Annotated in this window: 18 protein-coding genes; all 18 read left to right on the top strand. The window is 39.3% G+C overall.

Going from position 1 to position 17,116, the window contains the following annotated elements:
- Positions 1–48 precede the first annotated feature (48 nt).
- The 18 genes from QUG14_RS06375 to QUG14_RS06290 all read left to right on the top strand — a co-directional run bounded on the left by QUG14_RS06375 (position 49) and on the right by QUG14_RS06290 (position 17,020).
- Positions 49–576, top strand: a complete 528-nt coding sequence (locus tag QUG14_RS06375) for an RNA polymerase sigma factor SigX (protein ID WP_289339683.1) — start codon at positions 49–51, stop codon at positions 574–576.
- A gap of 119 nt (positions 577–695) precedes the next feature.
- Entirely contained in the window at positions 696–1,403 is a 708-nt protein-coding gene (locus QUG14_RS06370) for a response regulator transcription factor (RefSeq protein WP_289339682.1), read from the top strand.
- Positions 1,400–1,954, top strand: a complete 555-nt coding sequence (locus QUG14_RS06365; protein WP_289339681.1) for a hypothetical protein — start codon at positions 1,400–1,402, stop codon at positions 1,952–1,954. Before QUG14_RS06370 ends, QUG14_RS06365 begins: the two co-directional genes overlap by 4 nt.
- A 9-nt stretch (positions 1,955–1,963) precedes the next feature.
- Positions 1,964–2,776, top strand: a complete 813-nt coding sequence (locus QUG14_RS06360) for a HAMP domain-containing sensor histidine kinase (RefSeq protein ID WP_289344083.1) — start codon at positions 1,964–1,966, stop codon at positions 2,774–2,776.
- A gap of 24 nt (positions 2,777–2,800) precedes the next feature.
- On the top strand, positions 2,801–4,174 hold the full coding sequence (locus QUG14_RS06355; RefSeq protein WP_289339680.1) for a DL-endopeptidase inhibitor IseA family protein: 1,374 nt from the start codon (positions 2,801–2,803) through the stop codon (positions 4,172–4,174).
- A 226-nt stretch (positions 4,175–4,400) separates the two neighbouring features.
- Positions 4,401–5,579 carry an acyl-CoA dehydrogenase family protein gene (locus tag QUG14_RS06350; protein ID WP_289339679.1) on the top strand — a complete coding sequence of 393 codons (1,179 nt, stop codon included), beginning with the start codon at positions 4,401–4,403 and terminating at the stop codon, positions 5,577–5,579.
- Between the two features lie 75 nt (positions 5,580–5,654).
- Entirely contained in the window at positions 5,655–6,419 is a 765-nt protein-coding gene (gene fabG / locus QUG14_RS06345; RefSeq protein ID WP_289339678.1) for a 3-oxoacyl-ACP reductase FabG, read from the top strand.
- Positions 6,420–6,443: 24 nt separating this feature from the next.
- On the top strand, positions 6,444–6,893 hold the full coding sequence (locus QUG14_RS06340; RefSeq protein ID WP_289339677.1) for a MaoC family dehydratase N-terminal domain-containing protein: 450 nt from the start codon (positions 6,444–6,446) through the stop codon (positions 6,891–6,893).
- Positions 6,890–7,291 carry a MaoC/PaaZ C-terminal domain-containing protein gene (locus tag QUG14_RS06335; protein WP_289339676.1) on the top strand — a complete coding sequence of 134 codons (402 nt, stop codon included), beginning with the start codon at positions 6,890–6,892 and terminating at the stop codon, positions 7,289–7,291. The genes QUG14_RS06340 and QUG14_RS06335 overlap by 4 nt, the downstream gene beginning before the upstream one ends.
- Positions 7,292–7,500: 209 nt before the next feature.
- Positions 7,501–8,274, top strand: coding sequence for an SDR family oxidoreductase (locus QUG14_RS06330; RefSeq protein ID WP_289339675.1), 774 nt, complete (start codon positions 7,501–7,503; stop codon positions 8,272–8,274).
- A gap of 36 nt (positions 8,275–8,310) precedes the next feature.
- Entirely contained in the window at positions 8,311–9,480 is a 1,170-nt protein-coding gene (locus tag QUG14_RS06325; RefSeq protein WP_289339674.1) for a thiolase family protein, read from the top strand.
- A 148-nt stretch (positions 9,481–9,628) separates the two neighbouring features.
- Complete coding sequence (locus tag QUG14_RS06320) at positions 9,629–11,305, top strand: long-chain fatty acid--CoA ligase (RefSeq protein ID WP_289339673.1); 1,677 nt, start codon at positions 9,629–9,631, stop codon at positions 11,303–11,305.
- A 66-nt stretch (positions 11,306–11,371) separates the two neighbouring features.
- Positions 11,372–12,235 (top strand): branched-chain amino acid ABC transporter permease, encoded by an 864-nt coding sequence (locus tag QUG14_RS06315; protein ID WP_289339672.1) that lies wholly within the window; start codon positions 11,372–11,374, stop codon positions 12,233–12,235.
- Positions 12,235–13,236: a branched-chain amino acid ABC transporter permease gene (locus tag QUG14_RS06310; protein WP_289339671.1), complete on the top strand. Its 1,002-nt coding sequence runs from the start codon at positions 12,235–12,237 to the stop codon at positions 13,234–13,236. Before QUG14_RS06315 ends, QUG14_RS06310 begins: the two co-directional genes overlap by 1 nt.
- A 2-nt stretch (positions 13,237–13,238) precedes the next feature.
- A complete protein-coding gene (locus tag QUG14_RS06305) occupies positions 13,239–14,006 on the top strand; it encodes an ABC transporter ATP-binding protein (protein ID WP_289339670.1) in 768 nt (255 codons plus the stop codon).
- Positions 13,993–14,706 carry an ABC transporter ATP-binding protein gene (locus QUG14_RS06300; RefSeq protein ID WP_483310705.1) on the top strand — a complete coding sequence of 238 codons (714 nt, stop codon included), beginning with the start codon at positions 13,993–13,995 and terminating at the stop codon, positions 14,704–14,706. Before QUG14_RS06305 ends, QUG14_RS06300 begins: the two co-directional genes overlap by 14 nt.
- A gap of 87 nt (positions 14,707–14,793) precedes the next feature.
- Positions 14,794–16,002, top strand: coding sequence for an ABC transporter substrate-binding protein (locus QUG14_RS06295; RefSeq protein ID WP_289339668.1), 1,209 nt, complete (start codon positions 14,794–14,796; stop codon positions 16,000–16,002).
- A 124-nt stretch (positions 16,003–16,126) separates the two neighbouring features.
- Positions 16,127–17,020 (top strand): R2-like ligand-binding oxidase, encoded by an 894-nt coding sequence (locus QUG14_RS06290; RefSeq protein WP_289339667.1) that lies wholly within the window; start codon positions 16,127–16,129, stop codon positions 17,018–17,020.
- Positions 17,021–17,116 lie beyond the last annotated feature (96 nt).

The raw sequence follows: 17,116 nt of genomic DNA, 5'->3' as shown, positions 1-17,116 counted from the left end.
AAAAAAAAGTATGATGTTCTGGAAGATAAAAGGTGGGTGAGATGGTCTGTGGAAACAATTTTCAATGAATTATATAAAAAATATCATCATGAACTTTTTAATTTCCTTTATTATATGGTCCAAAATAGGGAGCAAGCAGAGGACCTTGTTCAAGAAGTGTATATTCGTGTATTGAAATCCTACCAGCACATTAAGGGAGAGAGCAGTGAGAAGACATGGCTGATTGCTATTGCACGTAATGTTGCGATTGACTTCTTTCGAAAACATAAGGGATTGAATCAACGAACGCTTAACAAAGTAGAAATTTTATATCTGCCGATTAAGGATGAATCACCATTACCAGAAGAAATTATTTTTCAATCGGAAGAAAAGAGATTAATGTACCGCTGCCTTGAAAAATGCACGATTGATCAAAGAAGTGTTATTATCCTCCGGTATATCCAGGAGTTCTCGATTTTAGAGACTGCTCATGTATTAGGCTGGAAGGAGAGTAAAGTGAAGACAACACAGCATCGAGCCATTAAACAATTAAAAGCCCTAATGAATGAGAACTTACGTAAGGAGTTGGCTGGATAAAATTAGGTAGATTCTATTCATACAATTTACTAATTCTTCAGAAAGTACTTTTCTAACTATTACCGAAAGATGTAAAATATTAGAAGAAGTATATTTTAGTAAATTGTGAGGAAAATAGGATGACTAACGCTAAGATTTTAGTGGTTGAGGATGAAGTACCTATTCGTAAGTTAATTGTATTTAACCTACAAAGATCAAATTATGAGGTAATAGAAGCAGGGGATGGGAAAGAAGCGATTCGGCTTGTTCATGACCAATCCCCTGCTTTAGTGTTGTTAGATTTAATGCTCCCTGATATGGATGGGTTTGAGATTTGTACAAAACTTAGAGAAAGTCACCCGGCGCTGCCCATTGTCATCGTTTCAGCACGAGGGCAGGATATGGAAAAGATAATGGGGTTAGAACTAGGTGCTGATGATTATATTGTGAAGCCATTCAACCCGTTAGAATTGGTCGCGAGAATTCGTACAGTTCTGAGAAGAACAAACCAAATCAGTCCAAAGACCCCCGTAAATGTGATAAGTACTGGACCTTTTGTTTTGGAAACGAAAACGCAGCGATTATATAAATCTGGTCAGTTAGTTAAGTTAACCGCTAGAGAATACCAATTAATAAAGTTGTTTTTTGATCGATTTAATGAGCCCATTACTAGGGATGAACTTTTAGATGAAATATGGGGAATCAATTACTTTGGTGATCCGAAAACCGTCGATGTCCATATTAGGAGACTAAGTGAAAAAATCGAAGAGGATCCTTCCCATCCTATTCATCTAAAGACGATCTGGGGTTTTGGCTATTGCTTTCAAGTGAGTGAGAAACAACAATGAAAAAAGGAATAAAAAGAAGAGTAGTATGGAGTTATTTGATACTCATCATTTTCAGTGTGGCCTTATTTGAAGCCATGATTCTTTTTGCCTTGAGACTTTATTATATGGATGGTATGAAACAGGCATTACGAGACCAAGGGACAATGTTCTCTTCTTTTTATGAACAGGAAATCATTGACTACCGTTTAAAACCAGACGCAGTAAATCTCTTAAATCAATACAATTTTCTTGTCGATGCACAGGTGCAATTAGTAGATGAAAAAGGGCTAATTTTAGCCGATACACATGAAAGTAATGAAAAGAATGTAAGCATATATGAAGATGTAGGAAATGCTCTAATGGGAACAACCGGATACTTGGACACTGTCCTTGATGGTGAAAGGGTGTTAATCGTAACTCAGCCCATAAAAAGGGGAAGTACTGTGATTGGAGCAATACGGTTTACTACCTCGCTAGAGAAAGTAAATGGTATTTATTTTCAGAACACACTGTTACTTTTATCGTTTGGTGGAGTTGTTATTATGGCTGCTGCTGTTATGAGCCTCTTTTGAGCGAATACCATCACCAAGCCAGTAAGTGTGATTACAGCAGCGGCTGAACAACTTGCTTCTGGAAAACTCTCGACGCGAATCCCGAAGGAAAAAGATGATGAAATTGGTAAATTAGCAAATACATTAAACTATATGGCCAAGAAAATTGAAAAAAATGAACAATTGAAGAATGAGTTTATTGCTTCCGTGTCGCATGAACTCAGGACGCCGTTAACCTCTATTAAAGGATGGGCTGTTACCTTACAATCCATGTCGGAGGATGTTTTTTTTCAAGATGGATTAGAAATTATTTCGAAGGAAAGTGATCGATTAAACGGCTTGCTAAATGAATTATTGGATTTTTCTAGTTTATCATCTGGAAGACTTCCATTAGTATTTGACAAAGTCTCCCTGCCAGCCTTAATAAAGCAAGTTGTCCAGCAATTGGAGCCAAGAGGCGTTAGGCAAGGTCTAAAGGTTATGGTGCAGATTGATGAGTCGATAGAAGAGATTTCTGCAGACTATAATCGACTTAAGCAGGTACTGATTAACCTGGTTGACAATGCATTGAAGTTTACACCGAGTGGCGGTTTAATTACGGTCAATCTTGTGAGAGATAAGACGGAGGCAGTAATTACGATTACTGATACCGGGGTTGGAATTTCGGATGCAGAGCTTAAGCTTGTAAAGGATAAATTTTATAAAGGGAAGTCACAAGCAGCCGGAAGTGGATTAGGTCTGGCTATAGTTGATGAGATTATCCAGGCACATCACGGTCTTCTTTCCCTGACGAGTAAGGAAGGCAGTGGAACAACAGCTGAAATCCGCCTGCCTTTAAACTAGATTTTATTATGGTGGAGTGATGGTATGAGAGGGAAGAATCTTAAAGTGGCTGTGATGTTAGTGGTGAGTTTAGTATTACTTAGCAGCTGCAATTTATTTCCTGCTCCAGAGAGTTTAATTAAAGCTCCCAAACAAGTGAAGGGAATGAATCAAGGACAAGACTTATTTTCAATAGCGCAAAGAAATTTACCAAAGGGTTCAAAACTCACAGTCCCCGAAGGCCCTGTTGGAATGGACCCTGTCATTAGTATTGACCTTGATGGTGATACAAAAGATGAAGCACTTGTTTTTTACCAGTCAACAAATATTGATAATCAAGTGGGAGCATTTGTTTTGAAGAAAGATGCAAAAGGCTGGGGGAAAATATTTATTATTAAAGGGTCCGGCAGTAAGATTCATTGGGCTAACGCTGCAGATGTTATGGGTGATAGGAAAAAGGAATTGCTTCTGGGGTGGCAGTCAGAAGGTTCAGCAGAAAGTATGCTTGAAATCTTTTATTGGAAGAACGATAAACTGACAAAACTCAAAGAATTAATGTATAACGAAATTGAAGCTGTTCGTTTTGAAGATGCAGATAAAACTAGACTTGCCGTTTGGAAACGTGATATGGCAGATGCTTATAGTATTGATTTGTTAACTTGGAAAGGCAACTCGGTTGTAGCCGATAAGGATTATTATCCATCTTATTATCAAGCAGTCATTGCCTATTATCAGCTAAGAATCGCTGAGGTACCTGATGCAGCCTATTATTGGTATTATTTAGCAGATGCCCATTTGAAAGCCAATCTTCCTGAACAAGCTATTCATGCTATAGATAAGGGTTTGAGTTTAAATTCCGTTGTACCCACAAAAGGTTACTTTCAAACTTTTAGAATGCAAGCGGAAAAAATGATGCCAAAGGTAAATTTTGTGACGAATATTACTCCTAAGTATATTAATAAGTATAGCAATTTAGAGGATGAATTGATGTTAAAAAAAGTCAAGGAAGCAGCCAGTCAATATAGGTATGTGATGAGTGGCGGGGATTTACCTGAGGGAAAGATAGAAACCGTGATGGTTAATCGTAAGGAATATCGATATCTCGGAAAAGATTTGGATACAAAAGCAAAAGTAGTAAACTATTTAACTAGTTCCTTTACAACAAGTGCAATTGATTCGTTTTTGAAAAAGAAAACAATATTTGAGTTTTTTAATAAGCTGATCCAGCCTAATGCAGACGGGGGATCACTCTTAAATTATGATTTAGCTGAAGTGGTTCAGAAGAAGGATAAAGGAAATGAAATGGAAACTGACCTTAAAGTCCCTCTTGGAGATACAAATTCATATGAATTTGTACATATAAGCTTTCAAAAGACTGAAAATGGCTGGAGGATTTTCTCAGAACCAGGAACATTTTAAATGGCTGCAGCAGGTTTTCCGAAGTTAACCTGCTGCTTTTTTCGTAGTTTGTCTAATTTTGAAGAAGAGAATATAAAAGATTTTAATAAAAAACCTTGTTTTATCTGAAAGTTCAGAATAAAATTAAATTAACATACTAACCGGTAGGTATCTAACCGGTTTTGTCAGCATACTATTATTTAGCGGCTATTATACTAAATTCAAAAAATTGAATGGAGTGATAGGTATGTATTTACGTTTAACGGATGAACAAAAAATGGTGCAAAAAACAATTAGAAGATTTGTAGAAAAAGAATTGATTCCATTAGAGAATGAAGTTTTAAGAAATGAAAGAGAAGGGAAGCCAAGTCTTCCTCCAGGAAAACTGAAGGAACTTCAATTGAAAGCGAAGGAAGTAGGTTTTTGGGGCATTAATACGCCTGCTGAATACGGTGGGGCGGACCTAGGGCAAATGATGATGGCTATTGTATTAATGGAGGTTTCTAAAACATTTGTGCCATTTAGGTTTGGAGGATCCGCAGATAACATCCTCTATTACGGTAACGAAGAACAAAAGCAAAAATACCTTATTCCTACCATTAATGGTGAGAAAAAATCTTGCTTTGCCATGACGGAGCCTGGCGCTGGTTCGGATACTAGAAATATTAAAATGAGTGCTGTTAAGGATGGAAATGAATGGGTGCTAAATGGAGAAAAGACATTTATCACAGGTGGAAATGAAGCAGATTTTGTTATGGCAATAGCAATTACAGATAAAGAAATACATCAATCGACACAAGGGCGTGAGGGTGTTACCTGCTTTATCGTTGACCGAGATATGGGCTGGAAATCAGAGTATATACATACGATGGGAGAATGGGGACCAGCCGGCCTAGTTTTTGAGAATGTTAGAGTTCCTGAAGAGAATATCCTTGGTGAATTAAACAAGGGGTATAACCTAGGGTTAGAATGGATTGGATTTGCTAGATGGGTTGTTGGCGCAACAGCTGTTGGCGCAGCCGAGCGATTATTGCAAATGGCGATAGATTATTCAAAAGAACGTATTACATTTGGAAAACCAATTGCAGAAAGGCAAGCAATCCAGTGGCAAATTGCTGACTCCGCAGTTGAAATTGAAGCAGCAAAATGGTTAGTTTTAAACGCTGCCTTCACGCTTGATAACGGTGAAGATAATCGCCACCTAGCCTCCATGGCAAAGCTTTATGGAGCGAATATGGGTAATAATGTTGTAGACAGAGTTCTTCAAATCCATGGTGGCATGGGATACACTAGAGAATTACCAATCGAGCGCTGGTACCGTGAATCACGACTTTGGAGAATTTATGATGGCACCGATGAAATCCAACGAATGATTATTGCTCGGAATTTGATAAAGGGACATGTTAAAATCGGTCAATACGTATAATGATAATTGTAAGCGTTATCTAGTAATGTTCTAGAGTACAAGAGTATGAAAATGATTTGTTAGGGAGGAATAGACATGACAGGAAGATTTTCAGGAAGAGTGGCATTTGTTACAGGTGGCAGCAGAGGCATTGGAAAAGGGATCGTCGAAAGGTTTGCAGAAGAAGGTGCTAAAGTAGCATTTATTGACTTAAATGAAGAAGCATTAGTAGAAACAACAAATGAATTAAAAGAAAAAGGATATCAAGTTTTCTCAAAGGTCGCAAATGTCGTTGACGCCGAGCAGGTAGAAGGTGCCATGAAAGAAGCCTACGAAAACTTCGGTTCTATTGATATTCTCGTGAATAACGCGGGAGTCATTCGCGATAATCTATTATTTAAAATGACAGATTCAGATTGGCAGACCGTCATGGATGTTCATTTAAAAGGATCCTTTAATGCTGCACGTGCCGCACAAAAGTATATGGTCGAAAATAAATATGGACGTATTATTAATATCTCATCTACATCAGCGCTTGGTAATCGCGGCCAGGCGAATTATGCTGCAGCAAAAGCAGGATTGCAGGGTTTCACAAAAACACTTGCGATTGAGTTGGGCAGATATGGAATTACAGCAAATTCTGTAGCACCAGGGTTTATTGAAACGGAAATGACAAAGGAAACTGCAGCGAGAATTGGGATTCCGTTTGAGCAATTAATCCAAGCAAGTGTAGCCAGTATCCCTGTTGGAAGAAGCGGAAAGCCTGCAGACATTGCGAATGCAGTTGCCTTTTTTGCCGATGAAAAATCTTCCTTTGTAAGTGGGCAGGTTATTTACGTTGCTGGCGGGCCGAAAAATTAATAGATAAAGTGAGGCGAAGATAAATTGTTCAACAACCAAGTTGGAAAACGTTCTACTAAAGTGAAAAACGTAGTGGAAAGAGGTGCTGTGAAGAAATTTGCTGAGGCAATCGGGGACCTTCATCCTATTTATTTTGATGAAGAAACAGGAAGAAATTCAAGGTACCAAAACAATATTGCACCGCCTACTTTTCCGAGGACATTTGATTATGGTGAAATTGAAGGCTTGAATCTGCCAAATAAAGGGTTAATTCATGGGGAGCAAACCTTTCATTATGAGCGTCCGTTAGTGGTTGGCGAAGAGATTCTATGTTACTCAGAAGTGAAAAAGTACTTTGAGAAAAAGGGTAATTTTGGCGAAATGGGCTTTCTAATTGTAGAAAACGTTGGTGAGGATTTAGCCGGTAATACCATTTTTAGTTCAACATCGACAGTTGTTATTTCTGAGGCAGTAAGGAAGGTGCTAACAAAATGAGTACTCTTTTGCAGTTACAAGTCGGAGAGTCAGTTCAAGAAATTCAGTTAGATCCGGTCTCAAGAATCGATTTAATAAAATATGCAGGTGCTTCAGGAGATTTTAATCCGATCCATACCATTGATGAGGAAGCAAAAAAGGCTGGTTTACCAGGGATAATTGCCCATGGAATGTGGACAATGGGTAATCTCTCCAAGCTTTTTACGCCATATTATGAAGAAGGATTTGTGAAGGATTACTCGATCCGTTTTAAAAATATGGTCTTCTTAAATGATGTGATTAAGCTACAAGCTACCTTAAAGGAAGTAAATGAACCTAATCTTCGTTTTCAAGTTCAGGCAGTAAACCAAAATGGAAATGAAGTTTTAAAAGGTGAGATTTTGTTTACTCTCTATTAAGTTAATAACCCAGCCAGAAGAGAGACTTATTCTTGGGGCTGGGTTTTATTGCTATGAATATTTTGTAAAATACTAACGAGAAAATTGGTGAAAAATAGATATTGAATATTATAAATATTTTGGATATTATGTCCTTAGTAACATACCAACTAGTTAGTATGTAAAATTCGAAATAGATAGACTAAATAGAGCAGTGGGAGGAAAAGTCGATGCATGTTAAGGAGTTATTCAATCTAACAGGGAAAGTTGCTATTGTAACAGGCGGTGGAAGGGGACTTGGTCAGCAAATTGCAGAGGGATTTGCTGAAGCCGGCGCCAATGTGGTTGTTTGTTCTAGAAAACTTGAGGCATGTCAGGAAGTAAGCGAAGGATTAAAGAAAATAGGTGTCGACAGTCTCGCATTACAATGTGATGTAACCAATCCAGAGGATGTAAAGAATGTGGTACAGAAAACGCTAGAGGAATTTGGAAGAATCGATATTCTTGTTAATAATAGTGGCGCTACTTGGGGAGCGCTTGCAGAAGAAATGCCCCTGCAGGCTTGGAAAAAAGTAATCGACGTTAACGTAACAGGAACATTTTTGATGTCACAGACTGTTGGCAGAGTTATGCTTGAGCAAAAATCAGGGAAAATTATTAACATTGCCTCGGTTGCAGGTCTTAAAGGCAGTAATCCTAAATATATGAATACAATTGGCTACAACACTTCTAAAGGTGCGGTCATCACCTTTACAAAGGATTTAGCAGTTAAATGGGGTCCACATGGAATCTATGTAAATGCAATCGCACCTGGTTTCTTCCCTACAAAAATGTCAAAAGGTTTGCTAGAGAAGGGCAGTGAGGGAATCTTAGAAGGCACACCATTGCGTAAGTTTGGTTCAGATACTGACTTAAAAGGAGTAGCATTATTCTTGGCTTCCCCTGCTTCAGATTTTATAACAGGGGATATTGTTGTAGTTGATGGCGGCGCCCACGCGATGTAGAGTGATATCTTATTAGTGACTAAGGGGTGAAGTGATATGAAGAGAGACGCAGTAATAGTTTCTGCGGTAAGGACGGCTATCGCCAGGCAAGGTGGTGCATTGGCACAAACTCCTGCCCATGTATTTGGTGCAGAGGTTATTAAAGAAGCAATTAATCGAGTAAATCTTGACCCAGAAATGATTGATGATGTCCTATTCGGGAATGTTTTATCAGGTGGTGGAAATATTGCTAGATTAACAGCCTTGCAGACAGGATTATCGATAAATTTGCCTGGTATTACGGTTGATCGCCAGTGTGGTTCCGGGATTAATGCGATAAATCTGGCCGCACAAGCGATTCGTGCTGGCGATGGTGATATTTATATTGCTGGTGGAACAGAAAGTATGAGCCGGGCACCGTATTTGATGGATCGTCCAGAAAAACCATATAGTGCGTCACCGCCAAACTTTAGAAAATCACAGCTCTCTCCAAAGGAAATCGGAGATCCACCGATGGGGATAACAGCTGAAAATCTCGTTGAAAAATATAAGATTACCAGAGAAGAACAGGACGAATTTGCCTATATGAGTCAACAGCGGATGAAGGTTGCAATGGAAGAAGGACGCTTTGACGAACAAATTGTGCCTATTGTAATCCCAGTGAAAAAGGGAGATCCTTTCGTCTTTAATAGAGACGAACATCCACGTCCACAAACGACAATGGAGGCATTGTCAAAGCTTCAGCCGGCATTTCTAAAAGGTGGAACTGTAACAGCAGGGAATAGTTCAGGACTAAATGATGCTGCCGCGGCACTTGTAATTATGTCCAGAGAAAAAGCAGAAGAATTAAACCTTACTCCATTTGCTGTTATCCGTGCTTACTGTGTTGCGGGTGTTGATCCCAATATCATGGGAATTGGACCTGTTCCTGCTGTAAAAAAGGTGATGGAGAAGTCAGGATTAACGATGGAAGAGATGGATTTAATTGAAATCAATGAAGCCTTTGCCGCACAGGTTCTAGCATGTAATCGAGAACTTAATATGGATCTAGCTAAAGTGAATGTGAACGGCGGCGCCATTGCGCATGGTCATCCACTTGGGGCAACAGGTGCCATTCTGGCAACCAAAGCAGTTTATGAATTAAAACGTACAAATGGAAGATATGCACTCATTACAGCCTGTATTGGCGGCGGACAGGGAATTGCTACCATTATTGAACGAGCGTAATCAAATGAAGCGGAGAATAATGGAAGCTATTATCCATCGCTTTTATTTCTCCATTCTATGAAATAAATAAGAGCAAGCTTCCTAGAGGCTAAATTCAACAAGATTATTTTTAAAAATGACAGCGTTTCAAATAAAGGAGTGAGGAATAGTGCTTACTTTACATTATGAACACTGGCCAAAAATATCAAAATCACTTAAAGTTCCTTCCACCTCGTTATATGACAATTTAAAGGTTAGTTCCAGCCGATATCCAGACCAAGATGCCATGTATTATTATGGGAAAAAACTTTCATATCAGGATTTGGATAGAGAAGTCAATGCCCTCGCTGGCTACCTGCAGCATAAATTAGCTGTTGTTTCAGGTGAAAAAGTTCTGCTATTTATGCAAAACTCTCCACAGTTTGTAATTGGATATTATGCAATTTTACGAGCAAATGCAGTCGTGGTCCCTATTAATCCCATGCTGACAGCAGAGGAACTAGAATTTTATGTGCGAGATTGTGAGATTAAAACAGCGTTGTTAGGACAGGAATTATATGATCGCGTTCAACCTCTTTTAGGACCTACCACTCTAGAAAACTTAATCATTGCTGCCTATTCGGAATATAAGGGAAATGAGTTTGACGGAATGCTTCCTCCGGAAGTTGAGATGGAAAGAATGGTATTTACACAGCCTAATCATACATCTTGGTGGGATGCAATCCAGGCAAATCTCACTCCTTGTGAACACTCTTCCAAAGGTGATGACCTCGCTGTCTTACCGTATACATCAGGCACAACCGGGCTGCCAAAAGGATGTATGCATACGAACCGGACAGTACAAGCGAACACAGTTGGTGCCTATTATTGGTCTCGGACAACACCTAACGCAGTCCATTTAATGGCTCTTCCACTTTTCCATGTAACCGGTATGGTCCATAGTATGCACATGCCAATTTATAGTGGAAGTATGATGGTCATAACGACGAGATGGAATCGTGACATCGCTGTTCAATTGATAAAAAATTTAGGATGTACACATTGGGTTACCATTGCCACGATGATTATTGATTTCTTAGCAAATCCTGCTTTAAGGGCAGAAGATATTTCAACACTAACATCGATTTCTGGCGGTGGTGCTGCCCTTCCTGAAGCGGTCGGTGAAAAATTGTTTAACCTTTCAGGGTTACGTTTTGTAGAGGGGTACGGTCTATCTGAAACGATTGCCCAGACCCATTTCAATCCTGCAGACAGACCTAAAATGCAATGCTTGGGGATTCCTTCCTTTGATGTCGACGCACGTATCATTGAACCAGCAACAAGAAGAGAATTAGGTGTCGGCGAAATTGGAGAAATCATTGTAAATGGTCCACAAATTATGGTTGGTTATTACAACCGAGAGGATGAAAATCGACATTCATTCATTGAACTGGATGGGAAAAAGTTTTTTAGAACTGGAGATATTGGTCGTTATGATGAAGAAGGATATTTCTTTATCGTCGATCGCGTGAAACGAATGATCAATGCTTCAGGCTACAAGGTATGGCCTACAGAGGTAGAAACTTTCCTCTATAAACATCCAGCGATTCAACAGGCATGCGTTGTTGGAGTCCCTGATGAAAGAAGAGGTGAAACCGTTAAGGCGTTTGTGATCTTAAACGAAGGCTTCGTAGGAAAAGTAAGTGAGAAAGAGATTATTAATTGGGCAAAACAACATATGGCCGCATATAAGTATCCACGTCAAATCGAGTTTCGAAAGCAATTTCCGATGACTTCAAGCGGTAAAATACTTTGGAGAAAACTTCAAGAAGAAGAACAATCGAAAGTAGAAAATAAAGTGAAGTAATCAAGGAGTCATTGGAGCGATATTTGCTCCAATGGACCTTCGTGAGAAGTATATGGGAGGGAAATTATGGAGATATTGATTCAGCAATTATTTAATGGGTTAACAATTGGAAGCGTTTACAGTCTTGTGGCGTTAGGATTGACGCTTGTATATGGTATCCTTCACATACCAAACTTCGCGCATGGTGCACTATACATGATGGGTGGATACATAACTTTAACGATGATGACGAAGTATGGACTCCATTATTGGCTCGCTATTTTTGTATCCATTTTGGTAGTAGGGCTAATAGGAGTTCTAATGGAAAGATTCGTTTTCCATCCGCTAAGTGAGGCACCGCCGATTCATGATAAGATTGCTGCCATTGGTATTCTCTTATTCTTAGAAGCTTTCGCACAATTTGTGTGGGGAGCAGAATACCAAAGCATGCCAACTCCATATGGACAGGTTGTTGAAATCTTTGGTTTAACCTTCACGATGCAGCGCTTACTGATTGTCATTGCTGCCATCGTCGTCATGATACTTTTAACGTTATTCTTGAAAAAAACCTTTACCGGGTCAACGATTATTGCCATGTCACAAAATCGTGAAGGAGCAAATCTAGTTGGTATTAACACAAATAAAGTTGCGATGCTCACCTTCATGATCTCTGGGGGGCTTGCGGCAATCGCTGCCTCATTGAGTGCGCCAATTAATCTAGTTTTTCCCGGGATGGGACATCTTGTTATCTTAAAAGCATTTGTCATCATTATTCTCGGTGGGATGGGGAGTGTACCTGGAGCGATACTAGGCGGCTATATTTTAGGGTTTACTGAGAGTTTAGGGGCAACTTACATTTCCAATGACTACAAGGACATTATTGCATTTGTACTCCTCGTTATTATTCTATCGGTTAAGCCTACCGGTCTTTTCTCAAAGGGGGGGCATTAATGTCGAAAATTCAAAGAATTATCATTTTGGTTCTCATTCTATTGGCCATTGTCTTTCCATTAATCAGCAATAACGACTATTTCATTCATGTTATGACACTTTCCTTTATTTGGATGATTGGTGTTTACGGATTAAATTTACTTGCGGGTTATACCGGTTATTTATCCTTGGCGCATGCTGGTTTCTTTGCGATAGGCGCCTATTCACTTGGTTTATTAACCGTTAAAGCAGAGATGAATTTCTGGCCAGCACTTTTTTTGTCCCTTGTCATTACAGGTGTGATTGGATTTTTTGCCGGACTCATCTCGCTTAGGACAAAAGAACACTTTTTTGCGATTTATACACTGTGTGTCGGCTATATTATTTATCTCATTATCGATAAATGGGACAGCCTAACTGAGGGTGTGCGGGGTCTAATTGGGATTCCAGCACCAGCGAACATCGGACCACTTTCTTTTGAAACACTGCAAACACATTACTACTTAGTATTATTCTTCCTACTTCTAGTTGTTCTCATCATGTACCGTATCGTTCACTCCCTATCAGGCAGAACCTATATCGCCATCCGCAATAGTGAAAATTTAGCACAGACCATCGGGATTTCCACGATGAAAAATAAATTAACGGTTTTCGTTATTTCAACGGTCATTGCAGGGTTATCAGGTGCTCTATACGCTTCCTTTGTCCGTTTTATTGGCCCGGATATCGGATCGATTGCAATTGTGTTTGATTTTCTTACCTATTTACTTGTTGGAGGTATCGGCACGTTAAGCGGTCCCATTGTTGGAACGCTGCTCATTGTTGTTCTTTCTCAACGTCTTCAATTTTTACAGGATTACCGGATGCTCGTTTTCGGTCCGGTCTTAACACTGTTGATCATTTTCTATCCTCGTGGAATTGTAGGAGCAGTAGCGGCCTGGGGACAGAAGCGCAAAACTCCGGTTCATAAAACAAACATAAGACCAGCGAACCTGCCAGAAAAGCAAGTAAAGGAGGGGTAGAAATGATTTTTTTAGAAACGAAGAATTTAACCAAAAAATTTGGTGGTTTAGTTGCTGTTAACAATGTTGATTTTGCAATTGAGCAAGGAAAAATCAATGCCATTATTGGACCTAACGGTGCTGGAAAGTCTACCTTTTTTAACTTAATCAGCGGCTTCCATCCTCCGAGTTCAGGGCAGATTCTTTTTAAAGGAAAGGATGTTACCCAATTACCTGCTAATAAAATTGCTCAACTGGGAGTGGCAAGAACCTTCCAGACTACAAATCTATTTGAGCAATCTACTGTTTTGGATAATGTCATTGTCGGTCATCGATTACGGACTAAGTCTAACTTGTTCGATGCGGTTTTCCGTACAAAGCGGCATAAACGGGAAGAAACACTTTGTTGTGATAAAGCAATGGAGGTTATTGAATTTGTTAATTTACAAAAAGTAGCGGATAAACCAGTTGCAGGCTTAACGCAGGAAGAGAAAAAGAGAACGGCATTTGCACTTGCCTTAGCCACAAATCCTGAAATTGTTTTTCTAGATGAACCTGCTGCTGGTGTGAATCCTGATGAAACAGAAGGTCTTGCAGAGTTAATGCGCAAGATGGCAGATAAAGGCGTCACGGTATGTCTCATTGAGCACAAGATGCAAATGATAATGAAACTTGCCGACAAAATTATGGTGTTAAATTATGGTGAAAAAATTGCCGAGGGTAAACCGGAAGAAATCCAGAATAATGAAGCGGTGATAAAGGCTTATTTGGGAGGGAATGCCATTGCTTAGTCTAAAAAACATCTCTGTTAAATACGGCAGTTTTGCCGCAATTCATAACATAAACATCGAAGTGAATGCAGGAGAAATTGTCGTATTACTGGGTTCAAATGGTGCGGGTAAAAGTACCACATTTCGAACAATTAGCGGTTTAAGTAAGCCTGCTGAGGGTGAGATTCTTTTTGAAGGAAAATCATTAAACAAGGTGTCAGCAGACAAAATTGTTCAATTAGGAATAGGACAATGCCCTGAGGGTCGAAAGCTATTCCCTGCTATGTCTGTTCAGGAAAACCTGAAGATGGGCGCTTTTGTTCATAGACGAAAGAAAGAAGAAATTAAGAAATCTTTGGAGCATGTGTATGAACTTTTTCCTATTCTCCGCGACAAAAAGGATGATGCTGCAGGCTCTTTAAGCGGTGGGCAACAGCAAATGTTAGCGATTGGCAGGGCATTAATGTCGAAGCCAAAGTTGATGCTGCTTGATGAACCATCGGTGGGACTTGCTCCGTTAATTGTCGAGCAAATGTTTGAGGTCATCCAGCAAATAAATCGGGAAGGGACGACAATTTTATTGGCTGAACAAAATGCCAACGCAGCATTGAAAATTGCTGATAAAGGCTATGTATTTGAAAATGGCTCGATTGTCCTTCAAGGTACTTCTGCAGAGTTATTTGCTAATGAAGAGGTTAGGAAGGCGTACATAGGAGCTTAAAAATTGTTGGCCTTCTAAGGGGGTGGTGGTTTACATTCACCATGTTTTGCAACTGAAAATTCGATAATAAATACGAGGGGGAAAACCATGAAAAAAATGAAGTGGCTTTTTATGTTCAGTATGATATTCGTATTAGTTTTCAGCTTAGCAGCTTGCAATAGTTCTTCCAATACTTCAGGGGAAAACGATGAAAAAGAAGATGATAATAAGAGTGAAGAAGTAGGAACCGTTAACATCGGATATACCGGGCCATTAAGCGGACCAGCTGCCTTTTATGGCGAACGGACCTTAAATGGTGTGAAAATGGCAGCCGATGAAGTGAATGCTGCCGGCGGTTTTGAAGTTAATGGGAAGAAGTACAAATTAAACGTGGTTTCCTTAGATGATAAATATCTCCCAAATGAAGCAGGAGCAAATGCTAAGAGGTTGGTTCAAGAGAATAAACCACCAATCATTTTTGCACCACATAGCGGCGGTATCTTTGCGCTTCAAGTCTTTAATCAACTAGATAAATTTATTATTGGTGCTTATTCAAGCGAACCAAAAATTACAGAGGAAGGTAATAAGTTAACAGTACGAATCCCTCCTCGGTATGATGGTTATTTACAGCCATTTACGGAGTATTCAATGGAGAATTTTGGTAAGAACGTGGCCTTCCTTCCAACGGCTTCTCAATACGGAAAAGACTGGGCTGAAAACCTAAAGAAATACTGGGAAAAAGAAGGCGGTAAAGTTGTCTACAACTCAGCGATTGATTTTACAAAAGAGACAGATTTCTTCACGATCTTGACAAATGCTTTGAAAGAAAAGCCTGATGTATTATTCATAGGAGGTGCTTCAGAACCAACAGCAAAAGTAGCTAAACAAGCGAGAGAGCTTGGCTTTAAAGGCGGATTCATTGTAATGGACCAAGCGAAATTTGATGAAATGAAGGCAGTAACTGGAACATATGACTTATTGAATGGTTCCATTGGTGTAATGCCGCTTGTGGATTCTCAAGAAGCTGCGATCCCCGATTTTGTGAAGCGATACAATGAAAAATATGGTGAGAATCCAGGGTCTGAAGCAGGACTAAACTATATTGGCATGCATGTATTTGTTGAAGCGATGAAAGCTGCTGGTTCGGTGGATGATGTTGAAAAAATCCGCGCAAACATGCAAGCAGGATTGGACAATTTGCCTAAAGATAAAAAAATCTATATCGTTGAAAAAATTGGTGAGGATGGCGGATTTGAATTTGACTTATCAGTTGCCGCTGTAGAAGATGGAAAAATTGTTCCAATTAAAGTAGATTAATAGGAATAGTTTGTTAGACATAGCTATATCTATACAAGGGCCCTCTTGTTGTTTTTGTTAAAACAAGGGGGGATTCTTGTGCAATTGCAATTCCAAGTAGAGATAAGTAAATAGGAGGTCTAAAATGACAGATAGAAAAATGTTAACGACCAGTAAAAGAGGTTTATTGGAGGATTCATTCCCATTCCGTTTATATCAAAAGGCAAAAAGATTAGGAACCTGGAATCCAGCGGATATCGATTTTAGTCAGGATGCTAGAGATTGGAAAAACCTTAATCATGAACAAAAGGAAGACATTCTTCGCTTGATTTCACAGTTTCAAGCCGGAGAAGAAGCAGTAACGCTAGATTTGCTCCCGTTGATCATGGCGATTGCGAAAGAAGGGCGTCTTGAAGAAGAAATGTTCTTAACTACTTTTCTATATGAAGAGGCAAAGCATACAGAGTTTTTCCGGCTTGTATTGAATGCGATCGGCGAAAGAGGGGATTTATCCCATTTCCATACAGAGACATATAAAAAAATCTTCTATGAAATCCTCCCAACTACAATGGAACGTCTTGTGACAGACCAATCTCCAGAAGCAATTGCAGAAGCCTCCGTTGTCTATAACATGTTTGTTGAAGGTGTCTTAGCAGAAACAGGTTATTATTCTTTTTACCAAGCACTAGAAACAGCAAATATCATGCCTGGTCTCTTAGAGGGCATTGGAAATTTGAAAAAAGATGAATCCCGGCATATTGGCTATGGCACCTTCCTGCTTCAACGATTAATTTGTGAACACCCTCATCTCTTTGATTTTGTAGCCGCGAAAATGACTGAACTTACTCCTTTATCTCTTAGATTAAATGAGGAAGGAATAGCAGGAAGGGAGGTAAGTGCGTTCGGTGGTGATCCAGCATTGGTTATGGATTTCACCCTTAAACAGCTTTCAGTCCGGATGGAAATTCTAGCACGAGCAAAAGGGAAAAAAATCGAAGAGATTTATAGATTCTCAGAAAGTGAATTAGGTGTTTTATAAAGGCTCTTTTCTCAAAAGTTGTTGCTTTTTAAAAGTAATACGATTGATTGAGCATTATTTTCATTGAGAATTGCCTAATTAATGAGAAAAGAGCCT

The sequence above is a fragment of the Neobacillus sp. CF12 genome, from assembly GCF_030348765.1.
Taxonomy (GTDB): domain Bacteria; phylum Bacillota; class Bacilli; order Bacillales; family Cytobacillaceae; genus Neobacillus.
Note: the sequence above shows the minus strand (reverse complement) of the source record. Positions and strands in the feature narration are given on the sequence as shown.